Source organism: Streptomyces vastus (assembly GCF_039532825.1).
Lineage (GTDB): Bacteria > Actinomycetota > Actinomycetes > Streptomycetales > Streptomycetaceae > Streptomyces > Streptomyces vastus.
Window position 1 is genome coordinate 125,484 of record NZ_BAAASJ010000115.1, and the last position, 18,714, is coordinate 144,197.

At 67.9% G+C, this 18,714-nt stretch carries 14 protein-coding genes and 1 pseudogene; 5 read left to right on the top strand and 10 right to left on the bottom strand.

The window, feature by feature from the left end; all coding sequences use genetic code 11:
- Position 1 precedes the first annotated feature (1 nt).
- The gene (gene fxsT / locus ABD357_RS36815) at positions 2 to 3,688 is read right to left on the bottom strand and encodes an FxSxx-COOH system tetratricopeptide repeat protein (RefSeq protein ID WP_344395643.1); all 3,687 of its coding nucleotides are present in this window, start codon (positions 3,686 to 3,688) and stop codon (positions 2 to 4) included.
- A 468-nt stretch (positions 3,689 to 4,156) separates the two neighbouring features.
- The gene (locus tag ABD357_RS36820; RefSeq protein WP_344395644.1) at positions 4,157 to 6,013 is read right to left on the bottom strand and encodes a rhamnogalacturonan lyase; all 1,857 of its coding nucleotides are present in this window, start codon (positions 6,011 to 6,013) and stop codon (positions 4,157 to 4,159) included.
- 272 nt (positions 6,014 to 6,285) lie between these two features.
- Between ABD357_RS36820 and ABD357_RS36825 the strand changes: the two are divergent.
- Positions 6,286 to 6,669: pseudogene (locus ABD357_RS36825) on the top strand (IS200/IS605 family accessory protein TnpB-related protein); the annotation flags it as partial.
- 430 nt (positions 6,670 to 7,099) lie between these two features.
- On the opposite strand, the gene ABD357_RS36830 reads toward ABD357_RS36825, so the two are convergent.
- Entirely contained in the window at positions 7,100 to 8,044 is a 945-nt protein-coding gene (locus ABD357_RS36830) for a helix-turn-helix transcriptional regulator (protein ID WP_344395646.1), read from the bottom strand.
- 74 nt (positions 8,045 to 8,118) lie between these two features.
- Here ABD357_RS36830 and ABD357_RS36835 point away from each other — a divergent pair, with 74 nt between their 5' ends.
- Positions 8,119 to 8,598, top strand: coding sequence for a hypothetical protein (locus tag ABD357_RS36835; protein ID WP_344395785.1), 480 nt, complete (start codon positions 8,119 to 8,121; stop codon positions 8,596 to 8,598).
- On the top strand, positions 8,595 to 8,969 hold the full coding sequence (locus ABD357_RS36840; protein ID WP_344395648.1) for a hypothetical protein: 375 nt from the start codon (positions 8,595 to 8,597) through the stop codon (positions 8,967 to 8,969). Before ABD357_RS36835 ends, ABD357_RS36840 begins: the two co-directional genes overlap by 4 nt.
- Positions 8,970 to 9,043: 74 nt before the next feature.
- Here ABD357_RS36840 and ABD357_RS36845 read toward each other — a convergent pair whose 3' ends face one another.
- Together ABD357_RS36845 and ABD357_RS36850 are read right to left on the bottom strand one after the other, a co-directional pair.
- Entirely contained in the window at positions 9,044 to 9,784 is a 741-nt protein-coding gene (locus ABD357_RS36845) for a class I SAM-dependent methyltransferase (RefSeq protein ID WP_344395786.1), read from the bottom strand.
- 8 nt (positions 9,785 to 9,792) lie between these two features.
- Positions 9,793 to 10,098 (bottom strand): 4a-hydroxytetrahydrobiopterin dehydratase, encoded by a 306-nt coding sequence (locus ABD357_RS36850; protein ID WP_344395650.1) that lies wholly within the window; start codon positions 10,096 to 10,098, stop codon positions 9,793 to 9,795.
- A 224-nt stretch (positions 10,099 to 10,322) separates the two neighbouring features.
- On the opposite strand from ABD357_RS36850, the gene ABD357_RS36855 reads away from it, so the two are divergent.
- Positions 10,323 to 11,186, top strand: a complete 864-nt coding sequence (locus ABD357_RS36855; RefSeq protein WP_344395651.1) for a helix-turn-helix domain-containing protein — start codon at positions 10,323 to 10,325, stop codon at positions 11,184 to 11,186.
- Positions 11,187 to 11,220: 34 nt separating this feature from the next.
- On the opposite strand, the gene ABD357_RS36860 is transcribed toward ABD357_RS36855, so the two are convergent.
- Positions 11,221 to 11,640: a hypothetical protein gene (locus ABD357_RS36860; RefSeq protein ID WP_344395652.1), complete on the bottom strand. Its 420-nt coding sequence runs from the start codon at positions 11,638 to 11,640 to the stop codon at positions 11,221 to 11,223.
- A 237-nt stretch (positions 11,641 to 11,877) separates the two neighbouring features.
- On the opposite strand from ABD357_RS36860, the gene ABD357_RS36865 reads away from it, so the two are divergent.
- Complete coding sequence (locus ABD357_RS36865) at positions 11,878 to 12,741, top strand: helix-turn-helix domain-containing protein (RefSeq protein WP_344395653.1); 864 nt, start codon at positions 11,878 to 11,880, stop codon at positions 12,739 to 12,741.
- A 567-nt stretch (positions 12,742 to 13,308) separates the two neighbouring features.
- Here the strand turns inward: ABD357_RS36865 and dnaK are convergent.
- From dnaK to ABD357_RS36885, 4 genes are all read right to left on the bottom strand, one after another.
- Entirely contained in the window at positions 13,309 to 15,201 is a 1,893-nt protein-coding gene (dnaK, locus tag ABD357_RS36870; protein ID WP_344395654.1) for a molecular chaperone DnaK, read from the bottom strand.
- A 212-nt stretch (positions 15,202 to 15,413) separates the two neighbouring features.
- Entirely contained in the window at positions 15,414 to 15,839 is a 426-nt protein-coding gene (locus tag ABD357_RS36875) for an OsmC family protein (protein WP_344395655.1), read from the bottom strand.
- A gap of 170 nt (positions 15,840 to 16,009) precedes the next feature.
- Positions 16,010 to 18,085 (bottom strand): alkaline phosphatase family protein, encoded by a 2,076-nt coding sequence (locus ABD357_RS36880; RefSeq protein ID WP_344395657.1) that lies wholly within the window; start codon positions 18,083 to 18,085, stop codon positions 16,010 to 16,012.
- Positions 18,086 to 18,251: 166 nt separating this feature from the next.
- A complete protein-coding gene (locus ABD357_RS36885; protein ID WP_344395658.1) occupies positions 18,252 to 18,677 on the bottom strand; it encodes a hypothetical protein in 426 nt (141 codons plus the stop codon).
- Positions 18,678 to 18,714: the final 37 nt, after the last annotated feature.

Here is an 18,714-nt window from a genome sequence, read left to right on the forward strand (position 1 = left end):
GTCAGATGGGCAGCGGATCGAAAGTCCAGACAGAGCAACGTCCCGCGTGGGCCGTAAGCGTCAGGCGGTGCTGTGCACCCAGAGTCTGCGCCAGCATTGACAGAATTTCGTCTCGCGCGGCCCGGGTATGCGACCTTCCGTGCAAGGAATCGCGTTCCAGGGTCGACGCCACCTGCGACAGCAGCGTCATGGGGTGACGCTCACCCAGAGTGAGTACTGCACGTTCCGCGGTGTCGTCCAGCAAGGCAGAGGATTCTTGCGGAAGATCACTAATTCGCAGATCAATGGCGAGGTTGTAAGTGACGCCAAGCGTCCAGGGGTGATTTTTCCCCAGAGAGTCGATCAGGGCAGCTCGGGATTTTTCGTTTAGTTCACGCGCCTGCGAGAGGGAGTTTTTGAGCCGGTAGGCCACCGCCAAATTCGCCATTGTTCCTGCGGTGCAGGGGTGACGGGGGCCCAGCAACTCACTGCACGTGTTCAGCACCTCCTCGCATTGAGCGGTTCCTTCCTCCAGGTCGCCGTGCGACCTCTCGGCTGCCGCCAGGCTTATCCTTGCGGCCAGAGCGAGCGGAGAATTGGGCCCGACCAGATTTTCGGCCACTTCCCTCACTTCCCGGAGCCTGACAAGCCCCTCGCCCACCGAATCATTGCGTAACTCGCACAGCGCGAGGTTGTGTTCGGCGCTCAGCGTGAACAGGTTCTCGTACCCCAAGAGCTCTCGATGGGCTTGAGTGGTCTGGAGTTGTTGGGCAAGCGCACTGTCGTAACGTCCCAGCAAACGAAGGTCCACGGCGTGCCGTCCTTCCGCCTTGAGCCTTCCCAGATCCTGGGGTTCGGTAAGTTCCAAATAATGGATCACCGTCTGGCGATCCTGGTTCAGAGCCTCTGAATACTGCCCAAGAAGGCGTAGAGAATCCGTAAGGGAGCACGCGGCCTCCAAGGTGGATGGGTGGCCAGGACCGTAAGCAGTCTGCTGGTGCTCAAATTCATGGCGTGCCACGACGAGGGACTCCTCGTAGCGCCCAAGCCCACGAAGGTCCACTGCTATGGCATGCCTCATACTGAATTCAGATGTTCCACCGTTCTCGATTCCGCCCTTGGTTTGTTGCTCGAGGTCGGCGTGCAGTGCCTGCTCGTAGCGCCCCAGAGCCCTCAGGACCTCGCTGCGGTGGACACTGAGAGCATATTCTTTTGAGAGGTCTACATGTACCTGGCTGCGCCAGGCCCGTTCGATCCGCTCCATGAGCCGCATGGCGAACTGAGGGTCGCCTGACAGAGTCAGATATCGGACGCAGTTGAGAATGAGGTCCAACCCCTCCGCTGTGACCTCTCCTGGAATTCCGGCCGACTCCAGATGCGGGACGATCTGTGCATACTGAGGCCATACGCGGATGTTTGTGGGGTCACACGGGTCCCCTGTTGCCAGGGCATGGCGAACTCTCTGCAAGAGAGTGGACCGGTAGCCGCCAGCCATGCTGTCACGTATCACCCGGCGAACCAGAGGATGGATCCGAAGTGTTGGGCTTGTTTGGCCGTGCGCGTCGCTTCTGTCCTCATCCGGATCCATTGCCACCAGCGAGTGAGCCCTCATCGTGCCGACTATCTTCTGCCATCCCGAAACGTCCAGAGATTGGCCTCGTAAAGGCTCCGGAAGACTCAACCGCAAAAGATTCAAGGGAGCCCCGTCAACGGCAAAAAGCACACAGACGTTGATCAGGTCGACAACCTCTGGGGATGACTCACGCAGTCGACTGACAACCTCCATCAAGGCGCTGGAAAAAGTTGTCGGGTAGTCTCCGGTCGCATGGAGAGGAGCCCTGTCCCAAGATGTATTACTCAAACGGTCCAGGTACTCCGAGACGGCGATCGGCGTGTCTTCGAGATAAGCCACGGCCTGCGCAAGCGCAAGCGGGTGATCTCCGAGATCGCTCGCCAGCTCCTGAGCCTGCCGAGCTTTCACTCTTGGCGCCCTGCGCCTTATGAGTGAAATGCTTTCTGCACGCTCCAAAGGATGGACGATCACGGTTTCCACCCCGCGCTCCGACCAGTCGCTGTTCTGCGAGGTGATCAGTACGTGCCCGGGTCCGTCCGGAATTATCTCCGCGATATTCGTCTGCTCGTCGGCACGGTCGAATATGAGGAGCCAGCGTGCGTACGGGGAGCCGCGACGCAATGCAGAAAGCGCGGCCTCTGGCGACTCGTCGGCATCTGTGCGTGCGAGACGACGGGCCAGCTCTACGAGACACATACGTACGGTTTCAGATGTTTCTGAATCAACCCACCAGACCATGTCGTATTGGGTGGCAAAACGATGCGCATACTCCACGGCCAACTGGGTCTTCCCAATCGCCGGCATCCCTACCAGAGCAAATACTGCGGCACCGGCCGGCGCTTCATCCAGTGCATGACGTAACTTGGCGAGCTCCTTGTCGCGTCCGGTGAAGTGAGGGTTTCGCGCAGGGACATTCCCCCAGACTGGAGGACGCTTCTCGGGATAGCGCGAAGCACTGATACCAGTCTTTAAGGCGCGATAATCCAGTTCCATGGCGAGATGGGTCAGAATTTCACGCTCATCTTCTTCTGCACCATTGCCCAGGCTGCCGACACACGGGAGAGTGTCAGCAAGTTCCGTAAGGCTTTCATCATCGAGAGTGAAAACTACCAGTCGCCGACTCTGCTCCGTGCGGGCGGACCGCCTGATCAGCTGGTCCCACTCTTCCTCGGTATGGGATCCGGCAAACAGGAAATCCCTACTGAAGAGCACAATATGTATGCCCTCGACGAGCAGAAGCGACTCTATGCTCTCTTGGAGAGTTGCGGTGGCCGCTGGGTTCCAGCGTTGAATTATCGCATCGTGTCCCATGGCTTCCAGGCGGTGCCTGATCCATACGGCCCAAGGGCGATCCGGTCCGGCGTAGCTCAAGATGAATCGACCTGGAATTACATCCTGTTGTGGCTCCACTGAAGCAGATTCTTCTGCTGCCAGCATCTGGCGCTCCAGAATCTCGCAGCGCCTCTCCGCTTCTACCGCCTGCCGCTGCGCATGGCCCAGTGCCGCTTGAAGATGTGAGATCTCTTCCAGAAGAAGATCACGCTCAGCTTGCAGTGTGAGATAGTCCGCTGCGTCGATCTCCAAGGGGTTCGACGCGGGAATCATCCTGCGCTGCTCGTTCGAACGCATCTGTGCAATGTTTCTTCTCTTTTGCATGAGCGCCTCGGTCAATGCCTCGACGTTCGCCTCGGCTGCTCGCAATCGCCGGTCTGCCTCCGCCAGCTGGTCCCGGAGCACCTGCAACTGGTATCCGGTCTTGTTGGTGACTTGCAGCGCGGTGCGTTGCAACGATGTCACACGCTGGGCAACCTCAACCGAAATGGGTCGTCCAAGTGCCTCAGCCGCATCGACGAGCAGCCGGTCCACGAACTCGGCGGGGGCGACGGCCGTGCCATTGAGGTATCGCGATACCGTGCCGGGGTCATAGTGCTGACGAACCGCATAGCGGCGCACTGAAATCTGAATGGCGCCAAAGAGACTGCGCAGCGCTTTGGCCAACTCCCTGCACTCAGGGCCGACATGGGCAGGAATCGGCTTAAGACCGCTCGCACCACTTACTGCTTCCCCTGCTTCCAACTGTTCGGACACCAGTTCCCCCTGGCTATGGCCTTCGGACCGTTCAGCGCCAGTGTCCATTGACCGCTCCCCCATCGGTACCTTGCCGCGTTGCAGAGGTCCGCAACGCGTGCGAGCTCCCGCAACACCCTCATCAGCTCGGATGGTGATGTCCAGGCAACATCGCCCACCACCAAAGGGGTCTCAAGAATGCCACGCAAGAGCCGCAATCACTCCCTCGATGAACCGGTGACCTTGGAAGAGTTGGTCTCAAACTTCCCTGAAGCGCTCTGCCGTCTCCTTAGTGCACTCGTCCTCTGGCTGGTCGACCAGTTCTAGGCTGATCCAGCAGTTTGGGCAGGTGGAGATGAGCTGGTGGGTATTTTCGGGTGGTGCCCACCAGCTCAGTACGTCAGGGAACTTGTCGCGTGAAAATGGACACCTGCTGGTGCGGTTGAATGCACGCGCGACGGCGCCCCCGCCCGGTCGACTCCGGGCAGGGGCGCCGCGTTTCCCTTTCCAGCCTCTGGGCCAGTCGCCTCTCGCAGGTCAGGGCGTGTAGACGGTCGGGCGAGGAGCCGTCACCATGCCGCTGCCGATGTGGAAGCTGGGGTGCGGCGGCTGGTTGTAGGCCGTGTTCTGCCAGGCCAGCGCGACGCGGTACATCGGGTCGTGCAGCAGGGTGGTGATCTTCGTGCTGGTCTCGTGCGGGGTCGAGTAGATCCGCAGCGCCGTGTTGTCCGCGGTGCGCCAGACGACCTCCTCGCGCCAGTCGCCGAGGATGTCGCCGGAGAGCGCCGGGGTCGCCTTGGTGCCGTTGTTGGAGGCGACGGAGGCGCCGGTCAGCAGCCGGGTGTCACCGCTCGTGCCGTACTTGTCGATGCGCGTGCCGTCGAGGAGTTCGCGGGTGGTGTCGCCGTCCCACCAGTTCACGAAGTTGATGCTGGACGGCTCGCGGCCGAGCGAGGCTCCGCCGGCCGAGCGGAGCGTGGTGTCCGCGGCGGACCAGGACTCAGCGCCTGCCGAGCCCGCGTGGATGTCGGCGGAGACGCCGCGGCCGTTGTCGGAGCCGGAGGCGGTCTGCCACAGGATCTGTCCGGTGCGCGCGTCGGCCATCCAGGAACCGGGCTTGGAACTGTCCTCGGACACCTTGAAGTACTCGAGTCCCGAGCGGGACGGGTTGAGGTCGCCGACATGGCCGGCGTCCCCGTGGCCGAGTTTGGTCGTCCACAGGCCGTGTCCGTTGTCGTCCACGGTCATCGCGCCGTACACGATCTCGTCCTTGCCGTCGGCGTCCACGTCCGCGATGGACAGACTGTGGTTGCCCTGGCCGTCGTAGCCTTTGCCGGTGTTGGTCGAGGAGTTGGTGTCGAAGGTCCAGCGGCGCGTGAACTGGCCGTTGCGCCAGTCCCAGGCCGTGATCACCGAGCGCGTGTAGTAACCGCGGGCCATGATCAGCGAGGGCCGCTCGCCGTCCAGGTAGGCCGTGCCGGCGAGGAAGCGGTCTACGCGGTTGCCGTACGAGTCGCCCCACGAGGCGACGTTGCCGCGCGCCGGGACGTAGTCGACCGACTGCATCGCCTTGCCGGTCTGGCCGTTGAACATGGTGAGGAACTCGGGCCCCGACAGCACGTACCCGCCGGAGTTGCGGTGGTCGGCGGACGCGCTGCCGATGACCGCGCCGGTGCCGTCCCGTGTGCCGTCCGCGGTCTTCATGGCGACCTCGGCCTTGCCGTCGCCGTCGTAGTCGTACACCTGGAACTGTGTGTAGTGCGCCCCCGAGCGGATGTTGCGGCCCAGGTCGATGCGCCACAGGCGGGTGCCGTCCATCTTGATGCCGTCGACGACGGTGTTGCCGGTGACACCGGACTGCGAGTTGTCCTTGGCGTTGGTCGGCTGCCACTTCAGTACGAAGTCGAGGGCGCCGTCGCCGTCCAGGTCGCCGACGGAGGCGTCGTTGGCCTCGTAGGTGTAGCCGGAGCCGCCCGCCGGGGGCGTGATCGGCACGTCCTTGTATCCGCTGCGGAACTGGATGGCGTGCACGGACTCGCCCTGCTCCTCCCCGTTCACGATCGCGCGGACCGTGTAGTCGGCGGAGTTGGGGGCGCCGGAGTGGAAGTAGTTCGTGGAGCCGGTGATCGGCGTCGAGTTGACCTTCGTACCGCCACGGTAGACGTTGAACGACACGTTGCCCGGGTCGGTGCCCAGCCAGCGCCAGCTGACCAGGTTTCCGCTGCCGGTGTGGACGCTGACGACGCCCCGGTCGAGTCCTTCGACCTGCCGGGCGACCGCGGCCTCGGCCGAACTCACGTTGAATGCGGTGATCCCGGTGGCGGCCAGGGCCCCGGTGACGACGGTGGTGAGCAGCAGGCGGATCTTCTTGCGTCTGCGATGCGGGTGCCGCACGGTGACGTACCTCCTGGGTGGGGGCAGAGGGTTGGGAAACTCTGCCGTGTACTGAGCGGGAGTGACTTCTGGTGAGCGTGAGTTGCTGGGGCCAGATGCGGTTGGCTGGCGTTCGGCACTTGTGCCGGGACGGTCTTCCTTTCCACGGGATGCGTTCTCGGTCTCCGCTCTCCGGGGAGAGAACGCGAGTTCTGGGGTCGAATGGGTGACCTTTGCGGGTGGCGCTCGTTGACTGCCATGACGGGGATCTTCGACCGGGCGAGGGTGAACGGGTGGGCGGGTTGCGGGAGTTGGCGGCGTCGTATGTGGTGCCCGGCCCCGCCGGGGTGGCTATCCGGGACCGGCTGCGGGTATCGCACACGGATGCGGCCGTGCTGGCCGAAGTCGGGATGTTCCTGGGTTCGCTGGCGGCGGGTGATCTCGCGGAGCGCTCCCGGGAGGGTGTGGCGCACGATGCCGCGTCGTGGGCGGTGCGCAAGCGGGAGCTGACCGGCAGGTCGTCGGCGCGCTGGGCGGGCAGCATCACCAAGGCCACCCACGACCAGTGGGCGCTGGCCCGGCGCGGGCAGGCCGCCCGCATGGTGTGGCTGCGGGGGCAGATCGCTGCCATCGAGGCGCGGCTGGCCAGGCCACTGGGTGCCAAGGCCAGCAAGGGGGAGGGGCTGGCGCGCGACTGACCACCCCACGACGTGAGATGTCCCGGCACGATGCGGCGAGCATCGCTGCCGGGCGACGCGCCCTCGGGCATCCGATCCGGCTGGGGGCACCTCCCTGCGGTAGCTGGGGGAGGACGACACCGCCCCACCCCGACCGGAGTGATCGTGGTGGGCATCGGACCGTCCAGGCCCGACCGGAGACCCGAAGGCGTGAGGAACCCCGCCCTCACCTGCCCGGACCGCGCACCGGATGCGCGCCGCCCGGTCGTGGAGCGAACGCGGGCGACCAGCGTGCCCAGCACCGTTCGGGGCACGCGGCTGAGCATGAGTTCTGGCACCAGGACTCACTCCCACTCAGACTTCAGGAACGGTTCCACTTCCTCTGTCGCCGCCGGGAGTACGGGAGTTGCCGCCTTCGGCCGAGTGCTGTCTACGTGTACATGCGGGCCAGTGCCGTGACCGTCCGCGCGATACATTCGCGCAGCTCGGCCGGTTCGAGGACCTCGATGTCCGTTCCGAGGTGCAGGAACTCGTCGTGGGCGCGGGCGATCGACTCGATGGGGAGGGTGGCACGGGTCCAGCCGTTCTCGTCGGTACAGCCGGTGGCCTCGACGGCACGGCCCGCGGCGCCGGTGAGCCGCACTCCCGGAGCCAGCCGGACCACCGCTTCACCACGTTGCAGCCGGTCGTGGAAGCCCCTTTGGTACGCCGTCCAGTACGCGGCGAGGTCGAAGCCCTCGGGGCGGCAGAACTCCTCGCCGGATACGGCCAGTTCGAGTATCTGGTCGACGCGGTACGTACGCGGTCTCGGGCCGGCGACCACGTACCAGCGGCCCGCCTTGAGGACGAGTCCGTACGGTTCGAGGCGGCGCTCCACGTCGGTGGGCTCGCGCCAGCGGCGGTAGCGGACGTGCAGGACGCGGCTGTTCCAGACGGCGTCGGCGACGGCGGGGAGGTACGGGGCTTCGTCGTCCTCCGCGTACCAGCCGGGCGCGTCGAGGTGGAAGCGGCCGCTGATGCGGTCGGCGTGCTCGCGCAGTTCGTGCGGGAGGGCCGCACGGACCTTCAGCTGGGCGGCGGCGAGGACCGAGCCGAGCCCGAGTTCGGCGGCGGGGCCGGGGACGCCGACGAGGAACAGAGCCTCGGCTTCTTCGGTGGTGAGTCCGGTGAGGCGGGTGCGGTAGCCGTCGAGGAGTTGGTATCCGCCCGCGTGGCCGGATTCGCCGTAGAGCGGGACACCGGCGGCGCTCAGCGCCTCGACGTCCCGGTAGATCGTGCGCACCGAAACCTCCAGCTCCTCGGCGAGCTGGGCGGCGGTGAGCCGTCCGCGCGTCTGGACGAGCAGGAGGATGGAGACGAGCCGGGCCGATTTCACCCGGTCACGATCTCAGACTCCACTGACAGAAGGTGTCAGTGGAGCGGGCCTAGCTTCCTGCCATGACATCTTCTGTGGCCTTCGCGGAGAAACTCCTGACCGTGCCGCCGCCCATCGAGGTGGCGGGGCGACGAATCAAGCGTTACCACGTCACCGCGGACCCGGCGGGCATCGCGCCCGACGTCGAGGAGGCGGCGTACGCGATCCTGCCGAAGCTGCTTCCGGAGCCGGACGGCACACCGCCCGCGACGTTCGTCGTGCTGCACCGGGGCGGCGACGATGGCGCGTACCTCAACGCGTACAGCTGGGTGTGGGACAACGTGCTGCACTTCCGGGGCGCCTCGGCGGGCCAGCCGGTCCTCGGCTGCCCGGACCGCGACCCGACGCACTTCATCACCCCCGATCTGCCGTGGATCGGCTGCGTCTGGGAACTGCCACCGATCCTGCACGAACGCGATGCCTGGGTACGCCACGTGCTCATGCCCGATACCCCTGACCTGGACGGATACCTCGTGGACTCACTGCCCGAGGGCACGACTGGAGACCTCTCATGAGCAGCGCGCACGACTTCGACTTCTTCCACGGCGCGTGGGACGTCTGGAATCGCCGACTGGCGGACTTCCTCGACCCGGTCAGCGGGTGGCAGGAGTTCGCCGTCACGCACCGCTGCTGGAGTCTGTTCGACGGGGCCGCCAACATCGACGAGATGGCGGTGCCGAGCCAGGGCTGGAAGGGGCTGACGCTGCGACTGTTCGACCAGGAGACCAAGGAGTGGTCGCTGAACTGGTCATCCAGCCGCACGGGCAAGCTGTTCCCGCCGCTGATCGGTCACTTCACCGACGATCGGGGCGAGTTCTTCGGGGACGACATGCTCCCCCATCAGCAAGGACGTGCGGGTGCGGTTCGTGTGGTCGGGGATCTCTGAGACCACCGCCCGCTGGGAGCAGGCATTCTCGGTGGACAGCGAGAGGACGTGGATCACGAACTGGGTCATGGACTTCACACGTCGCGCGGCCCCGGCTTCCGGAACGAGCTGAGCTTGAACTCCGGTTCCGGGCGCGGGACATGCTGGTGTGGGAGTTCCTCCAGGCGGGAGGCGAGTCGTTCGGTGAGAGGGGCGCCGGGGCGGAGGAGGGTGTACCAGCCGCGGCGTACGTCGGCGGCGGCCTGGGCCGGGGTGCGGCCCTGGCCGCGGCCCCGGAAGGTCGAGCGGGCCGCCGGGATCAGGCCGCTGTCGGCGGCGAAGCGCGACACCAGGCCGGGCTCGTCGCGGGCGGCGCGGCGGGGGCGGGGGGCCATGACGGCGTCGATGTCGCTGCCCACGTCGTGAGCAGCCGCCTTGTCGACGGTGGTGACGAAGACGCCGCCCGGCCGCAGGACACGGGCCGCCTCGGCTACCACGAGGGCCGCGTCGTCCAGCAGATGCAGCAGCCAGATCGCCGAGACGGCGTCGAACGAGGCGCCGGGGAAAGGGAGTTGGCGGCAGTCGGCGCGTACGAGGCGGCCGGGCACCTGAGCGGCGGCCCGGCTCAGCATTCCGTTCGCGGCGTCGACTCCCGTCACGTCGAGGCCGGCCGCCGCCAGGCGCCGGGTCACCGTGCCGGTGCCGCAGGCGAGGTCGAGGAGGCTGCGGGTGCCCTCGGGGAACAGTCCGAGTACGGCGCTCGCGGCCTCGGCGGCACGGGGCTCGCCGCCACGGGAGGCGTCGTACCGCTCGGCCTCCTCGTTGTAGTCGAACACCAGGTTGCTCAACTGGCACCGTGCCCGGAGGCGAGCTCCTCGACCCGGCGCGCCAGCTCGAAGTCCTTCTCGGTGACCGCGCCGCCCACACTGTGCGTGTTCACGGTGAGCGAGACGGAGTGGTAGCCGAGAGTGAGGTCGGAGTGGTGGTCCAGCTCGTCCTGCACCCGGGCGATGTGCACCACCAGCGCGGCCGCCGCGAAGTGCGAGCCGAGCCGGTACGAGCGGGCGATCCGGTCCCCGTCGAGCGACCAGCCCGGCAACTCGGCGAGCCGTTCCTCGATGTCCTTCTGCGAGAGCGGTTCGAGGGGCATGGCTGTGCTCCGTTCCGTCGTCCCGTAACGTCCGGTTCTCTCAGCGTGCCACAGGCGGAGGGTTCCGGGGCTGGTCAGGGGGTGCCCAGGGGGCGGGCGGCGGATGGATTCGGCCGCGGGACCGGGTTCGGGCCGGCGTCCTGCGTCGCCCGCCTCTCCATTCCCTGGCGTCACTTCGACGGCCGCCCGGGGCCGGCCGGACCAACGTCGTCTACGGTCTTCGTATGGCCACTGCCCCGACCGCTTCCGCTGCCTCTGCCTCCGCTTCGGCCGACCGTGGGATCGGGCCGCTGTTGCGCGGCTGGCGCGAGCAGCGCCGGGTGAGTCAGCTGGAGCTGGCGCTGCGTGCCGGTTCCTCGGCGCGGCACATCAGCTTCATCGAGACGGGCCGCTCCCGCCCGAGCGAGGAGATGGTACTGCGCCTCGCCGAGCACCTCGACGTGCCCGTACGGGAGCGCAACTCCCTTCTCCTGGCCGCCGGTTACGCACCCCACTATCCGGAGACTCCGCTGGACGACCCGGCGATGGACGCGCTGCGGGAGGGCCTGGAGCGGCTGATCCAGGGCTACGAGCCCTACCCGGCGTTCGTCGTGGACGCCACGTACAACGTCGTCGCCGCCAACCAGGGCATCGCGATGCTGTTCGACGGCCTCCCCGAGCACCTTCTCGCGCCTCCACTGAACGCGCTACGGCTGACGCTGCACCCGGAAGGCCTGGCACCGAGGATCCGCAACCTGCGCGCGTGGCGCGGCCACCTGCTGGCCCAGATGGAACGGGACATCGCTCTGCGCCGCTCGAATGCGCTGCGTGCGCTGTACGAGGAGGTGGCGGCGTATCCGCACCCCACCCCTGAGGCAGACGCATCCCCAGAGGGAGACCCCTCCCCGGAGAGCGGCGAGGGGCCTGGGGAGCCGTTCGCCTTCGCGCTGCCGATGCAGATCGAGCACGACGGGCGCGTACTGTCCTTCATCTCGTCCATCTCGACGTTCAACACGCCGATGGACGTGACGGTCGCCGAGCTGGCCATCGAGACGCTTCTCCCGGCCGACCCGGCGACGGGCACGTACCTTCAGTCGCTGATGTCCTGACGCACACTCAGCACATTCAGCACACCCAGCGCGGTCAGCTCTTCTGGACGGCTCGCAGTGCCGCGTACTGCAAGCCCGCGAACCCCGCCACGACCAGCGCCTGTACCGGTATGTACACCGCCCCCGTGGTGGTCGGCGACAGCCAGGCGGCGAGTGCGATGGAACTCAGGGCAGTCCAGGCGAGGTTGAGTTCGATCACCGCTCGGACCGGGAGGGCTGGGGGCTGGGGTCGCGAGGCGAGGAGGCCGACGCCCGCTGCGTACGCCGTGAGGAACAGGCCAAGGGTGAACAGCAGACCCGAGTCGACGCCGAGCAGCCGTCCCAGCGGGGCCGGTGCGATGAGGTAGGCGATGCCGTTCGCGCCGGTCCCCGCCGCGTCGAATGCCAGGAAGCGGCGCAGCATGGTGTGCGGTTCGGGGGTGCGGGCCAGGGCGGCGAGCTGGATTGCGGACATGGCGGATCAGCCTCCGTCGAGGTCGGGACGAGGTGAGGTGGGGCAGGGGCCGGCCGGGCCGGTGGACCCGGGTCCCGGGCCGGAGTGCGCCGGCCCGGGACCCGGTATGACCACCATGCCGGGCCTGTGGACGGTGGTCGATTACGCGCGAGGTAATGAACGGGCGCCCGATCCAGTGATGGTTTCCCGCCGACGTGGCAGACTTCTTGCGTTGCTCGGCGCGTGGGGAGGCGTGGCGTGAGTGAACGGCGTCCGGCGCCGACCGTGGGTCAGGTGGTGCTGGGAAGAAGACTTCAGGAACTGCGCGAGGAATGCGGGCTGCGGCGGGACGAGGCGGCCCAGATTCTGCGTGTCACGGCCGCGACCGTACGGCGGATGGAGATGGCCGAGGTCGCGCTGAAGATCCCGTACGCACAGGTGCTGCTGTCGACGTACGGGGTCCCCGACGACGAGATCGCGGCGTTCGTCGCGCTGGCCGAGGAGGCGAACCAGCCGGGCTGGTGGCAGCGTTTCCACGACGTGCTGCCGGACTGGTTCAGCCTGCATGTGAGCCTGGAGGGCGCGGCCTCGCTGATCCGGTCGTACGAGCCGCACTTCGTGCCGGGGCTCCTGCAGACCGAGGAGTACGCGCGTGCCGTCCTGGAGGCGGGCACGGTGGGGCAGACCCGGCCCGCCGAGATCGAACGGCATGTGTCGTTGCGGCTGGAGCGGCAGAAGCTGCTGACCCGCGAGCATCCGCCCCGACTGTGGGTGATCATGGACCAAACGGTCCTGCTCCGGCCGGTGTGCATGCGGGGCGAGGTGATGCGGGAGCAACTGGAGCGGCTTCTGGTGGTCGCCGAGAACGATCACATCACCTTGCAGATCGCGGAGTTCGCGGATGGGCCGCATCCGGGGACGTACGCGCCGTTCACGCTGTTCCGCTTCGCGGAGCCGGAGCTGCCCGACATGGTGTACAGCGAGTATCTGACCGGCGCCCTTTACCTCGACTCACGCAGGGAGGTGGCCGCGCATCTGGAGGTCCTCGACCACATGACGGCCCGCGCGGCCTCGGCCCAGCGCACCAAAGAGCTCATAGAGAAGCGCCGCGACGACTTCTGAGGCGGCGGGCTCGGGCACCGGCTTTTCTCGCCCCCGGCCCCCGGCCCCCGCCATGCACCACGGTGCGGCACACGACAGGGGCCTGATCAGCCTGACGTGGTGGGATCAGACCGTCGTTCCGCTCCACGACTCGTTCGCCGACTACCTTGCGGGCGACGCGCATGCGCGAGGCCGCGCACCGCTGCCGCGAAGCCTCTCCCCGGGCGACGAACAGCGTCTGCTTTCAGCGCCGAGATCGGTGGAGTGACGGACAACACCGCGCAACTGGTGGCACGTGATCTGCCGTTCACCACAGTCGCCCTGTCCCGACACGACCAACGTCCCGCGGACGACCCGACCCTGCAAGAGGTCGCATCGCTCCTCGCTCACCTCCGCGCGGGCCCCGGCGGCGTCCTCCTGGCCCGACTCCCGGACGAAGAATCATGGCCCTGCCGTCCGACGCGGACGCAGCTTCGCACGCTCCGAGAGCTGGCGCGTCACAGCCCGCGTCCTGCCCGGATCCGAAGGCATGTGGCTCTGACCCCGGACCTGGGGTATGTCCGCAGGCCATCCCTTGGACTCATTCATCTATGCGGCGCCGCCCTTCTTGTCCCCGCCCTCCCTCTCGTCGTCCACGATCTCCGCGTCGACCACGCCCTCCTCGTCCGAGGCCGTCGCCGTGGGCTGTTCGGTTCCGGGCTGCTGGTCCTGCGGAGGAGTCTGCTGGGTCTGGGCGTACATGGCCTGGCCCATCTTCTGGCTGACCGAGGCCAGTTTCTCGACTCCGGAGCGGAGGGCGGCCGTGTCGGCGCCCTCGCGTTCCTCCAGGAGGGTCTTGAGTTCGGTGATCGCGGACTCCACCTCCGCCTTGGTGTCGGCCGGGATCCGTTCCTCGTTGTCGCGGAGGAAACGCTCGGTCTGGTAGACGAGTTGCTCGGCCTGGTTGCGGGTCTCGGCGGCCTCGCGGCGCCTGCGGTCCTCGTCGGCGTACTGTTCCGCCTCGCGCATCATGCGGTCGATGTCGTCCTTGGGGAGGGCCGAGCCGCCGGTCACCGTCATCTTCTGCTCGCGGCCCGTCGCGAGGTCCTTCGCCGAGACGTGCATGATTCCGTTGGCGTCGATGTCGAACGCGACCTCGATCTGCGGCACCCCGCGCGGCGCGGGCGGCAGGCCCGTGAGGTCGAAGACGCCGAGCTTCTTGTTGTAGGCGGCGATCTCGCGCTCGCCCTGGAAGACCTGGATGCCGACCGAGGGCTGGTTGTCCGTGGCGGTGGTGAAGATCTCCGAACGCCGGGTGGGAATCGTGGTGTTGCGTTCGATCAGCTTCGTCATGATGCCGCCCTTGGTCTCGATGCCCAGGGACAGCGGGGTGACGTCGAGGAGCAGCACGTCCTTCACGTCGCCGCGGATGACGCCCGCCTGGAGGGCGGCGCCGAGTGCCACGACCTCGTCGGGGTTGACGCCCTTGTGCGGGTCCTTGCCGGTGAGTTCCTTGACGAGTTCGGTCACCGCGGGCATCCGGGTGGAGCCGCCGACGAGGATGACGTGGTCGACGGCGGAGAGCTTGATGCCCGCGTCCTTGACCGCCTGGTCGAAGGGCGTCTTGCAGCGGTCGAGGAGGTCGCTTGTCATTTCCTGGAACTGGGCGCGCGTCAGCTTCTCGTCGAGGTGCAGCGGGCCTTCGGCGGAGGCGGTGATGTAGGGCAGGTTGATGGTCGTCTCGGTGGAGGAGGACAGCTCGATCTTGGCTTTCTCGGCGCCCTCGCGCAGCCGCTGGATCGCCATCTTGTCGTTGCCGAGGTCGATGCCGTACGAACCCTTGAAACGCTTGATGAGGTGGTCGACGATCCGCTGGTCCCAGTCGTCGCCGCCGAGATGGGTGTCGCCGTTGGTGGCCTTGACCTCGATGACGCCCTCGCCGATCTCCAGGAGCGAGACGTCGAAGGTGCCGCCGCCCAGGTCGAAGACGAGAACCGTCTGCTCCTCGCCGCGGTCGAGCCCGTATGCGAGGGCCGCGGCTGTCGGCTCGTTGATGATCCGCAGTACCTTCAGGCCCGCGATCTCGCCGGCTTCCTTGGTGGCCTGCCGCTGTGCGTCGTCGAAATAGGCGGGCACCGTGATCACGGCGTCCGTGACGTCCTCGCCGAGATACGCCTCGGCGTCCCGCTTCAGCTTCTGCAGCACACGGGCCGACAGCTCCTGCGCGCGGTAACGGGTCCCGTCGATGTCTCCCTTCTCCGGGAAGCGCCAGCTCGCGTCGCCCATGTGCCGCTTCACGGAGCGCGCGGTGCGCTCGACGTTCGTCACGGCCTGCCGCTTGGCGACCTCCCCGACGAGGACCTCCCCGTTCTTGGCGAAGGCCACGACGGACGGCGTCGTCCGCGCGCCCTCGGCGTTGGCTACGACCGTGGGCTCACCGCCCTCCAGGACGGCCACCACGGAGTTCGTGGTACCGAGATCGATCCCGACCGCTCGTGCCATCTTCGTCCCCTTCCACCCGGGCGCTTCCCGCCCTCCAGCACAAAACTTGAGTGCGCTCTTGTCAACACCAGGTACCCCGGAAACGCGTACGCCGCACCTGGAGCGGCGCCCGGAAACGACGATGCCGCGCCCTTCGGGAGGCGCGGCATCGAGGTGCGTACTGAGTGCTTACGAACGTGCGTACAGAGTGCGTAAGAGGGTCGGGCAGGCGGTCAGGCCAGCCCGGCCCTCAGCGTGATCGTGGTTCCGGTGAGGGCCTGGCTCACCGGGCAGTTCTTCTTGGCGTCCTCGGCCGCCGCGGCGAAGCCGTCCTCGTCCAGGCCCGGCACCTCGCCCACCACGGTGAGGTGGATGCCGGTGATGCCCTCGCCCGGCTGGAAAGTGACGTCGGCCCTGGTCTCGAGGCGGGTGGGCGGAGTGCCGGCGCCGTTCAGGCTGTGCGACAGGGCCATGGAGAAGCAGCTGGAGTGGGCGGCGGCGATCAGCTCCTCCGGGCTGGTCTTTCCGTTCGCGGCCTCGGCCCGCGACGGCCACGACACCGGCTGCGAACCGATGCCCGAGGAGTCGAAGGTGACGGTGCCGCTGCCCTTGAGCAGTTCGCCCTCCCAGACGGTGTGTGCGGTACGCGTGGTTGCCACGATGCTTCCTTTCGACGAGTGCGAAGCTCGATGAGTTCAACGAGTTCGATGGGTCCCTGGATCGGTTCCGTCCGGCCCATCCGATCACATCCGCGCTCGGTGCAGTCGGAGGATCGGGACAAGAGCGGTTGAACGGCAGGGAAGCACCCGGCGGGACCGCCCGACTTCCGTCAGGCCGCCCGCTGATCGCGGCGGGCCGGCAGCGGAATCTGCGGGCCCGCGGCCTCCCGCAGCCAGCTCCGCAGGACACGGTGCACCTGCTCGGCCCCGACGAGTTCCGCCCCCTCCTCGACGGGAGGCGAGAGCTCGATGGGCGACATCAGAAACGCCTCGCCCTGCGCGCCGCCGAGTCCGCCGTGGGAGCCGATCTGCTCCTCGAAGGCGAGGACTTCGCCGTCCTGGGGCTCGTAGGCGGAGTTGACCATGATGTCGGCGGTGTGCGGGAAGGAGTGCGTGCGGCGTACGGCGGCTGCCGCGGCGGGGCCGAAGTCGGCGAGCGGGCCCGGGTTTTCCGCCAGCTCATCCACGGGGATCTCCGCGCCGTGCGCGCCGAGGACGAGGCCGCCGTGCCGCTCGCTGCTGACGAGGACGAACCCGATGCCGGGGTGGTTGGCGAGTGTGGACAGCAGTGCCGGGTGACGCTCGTCGATCTCCTCGCGGCTCATCCGGTGCGGTACGTCCGGGAAGGACACCAGGCCCAGGTTGCCGGACGCCAGCACGATGGGCTCCGAGCGGCGGCCGGACGGGCGGTGCTGTTCGCCGCCCTCCTCGACGGGCCGGTGCAGCGCGGCCCGTACGGCGGCCCTGGCCTCGGCACCGCTGTGCGTGCGCTGCGCCTTGCGGGGCACGGGCAGTCCGCAACCGGCCCTGACGAGTTCGCCGAGGGCGAGTCCGTAGCGGGCGCGGAAGGTCTCGCCGGGGCTCTGGCCGTGGTCGGACAGGACGACGATGCGGTACGCGCGCGGGGCGTGCTCGGCGACCTTCGCGATCAGGGCCAGCGAGCGGTCGAGGCGGCCCAGGACCTTCTCGGCGTCGCGGCTGTACGGGCCCGAGTGGTGGGCCACTTCGTCGTACGCCACCAGGTCCGCGTAGACCGCGGCGCGTCCGGCGAGCATGTCGCCGATCACGGCGGCGACGACGACGTCCCGCTCGACGACGGTCGCGAAGGCGCGGATGAAGGGGTACAGGCCGCCGCGTTTGACGCGGGGGCGCTGTCTGCTGAGGCGGGCGCGGGTGGACTCGCCGATCTCGCGGCCGACGTCGGCGACGAACGACATGGCGGTACGGACGGCGTTGGCGGGGTCGCTGAAGTACGCGAAGTAGCCCGCCCGCGAACGGTTCTCCTTGCCCCGCCGAGCCGCCACGGACAGCACCAGGGCGAGCTGGTCGGCGCCGCCGCTGAAGAGGTTGCCGCGGCTGGCGCCGTCCAGGGTGAGCAGTCCGCCGTCGCCGGTGCGCTCAATGGCCCGGCGCTGGAGTTCGGCGGCGCTGGTGGGCCGGTTGCAGACCATCACCTCCCCGCTCTCCTTCTCGTACCAGCGGAAGGCGGGGATGTCGTGGTTGGAGCCGTGCAGGATGCCGAGCTGGCTGGCACCGGTCTGGCTGGACCAGTCGGTGCGCCAGAGGGTGAGGCGGTGGGTGGGGCGCCCGGCTGTGCGCTCGCCGTCGCGCTCACTGTCGCGCCCGCCCTCGTCCTCGCCTGCGCTCCCGCCGAGCCAGGCGGCGACCGTGGGCATCAGGCCCCGGCCGACCGCGTCCAGCAGTACGTCATGTCCCACACCGTCGAGCTGGAGGAAGACGGTGCCGGGAGTCGACGGCTCGCCCTCTCCCAACTCCTCCGTGCGACGGCGGTCCGCCAGGCGGTACAGCCTCCTCCGGTACGCGTCGTCGTCCCGGACCGCGAGGGCCGCGCCGGTGGCGGAGGCGACCGCGGACATCACCGCGGCCACCACGACGGCGGTCTCCGGGGCGACCTCACCCCGTCCCGAGGGATTGAAGCGCAGGACGACGAGGAGCAGCGAACCGTTGAGGAAGAAGACGAGCAGTCCGAGGACGAGGGCGGGCACGAGGAGCAGGGCGCGGACGAGAAGGGGCCACACCAGGGCCGAGAGCAGACCGAAGCCTCCGGCGCCGACCGCGGCGGCGACGGTGATACGGGTGGCGCTCTCTCCGTCGGCCGACTGGATCCGGAAGTCCGGCAGGATCCCGGCAAGCACCAGCATGGTGACCGTGGAAACGGCCCACACCGTGATACTCCGCAAGACGGCGCTGCCCACCCGTCGCCATCGCCCGTCGCCCACGCCCACCTCCCGCTGCCTCCCACCGGCTCCCGCTGACGAAGTCCGTCCCCCACATTGTCACAACGGGTGAGGGCGCACGGGCGGTTGCGGACAGGGAGTGAACGCCCGCGGATCAGCGCCCGTCGTACCCCGCCGTCGGCATCGACAGCCGGCGATGGACGTGCGCCTTCATCTGCGCGTCGTACGCCGGTTCCGCGTGCCCGACCGTCTCGATGCGTACGCCTCGCCGGGCGCACTCGGCGGTGAACTCGTCGACCGAGGCGAGCGCCCGCTCCAGCACCCGGCGGCTGGGCGCGACGAACAGATCGACGCGCCCCGCCTCGACGTCCTCCCAGAGCGCGCAGTGGTCGGGGCGCAGTCCGCGTACAAGGAGTTCCCGGGTGATGACGTACCCACGCTCGGCGGCCCAGCGCGCGCACATGGCGTGCTGGCTGCGTGAGTCCACCAGGAAGGGATCCGCGTCCAGCTCCTCGAGCGGCGTCAGACTGGCGATGGCCGTGACGCGAAGCAGGCCGGAGGCGCTGCGCGTGTCTCCCATGGTGTCCCCCTCACCTCCGGTTTCGCCGCTGACCCTA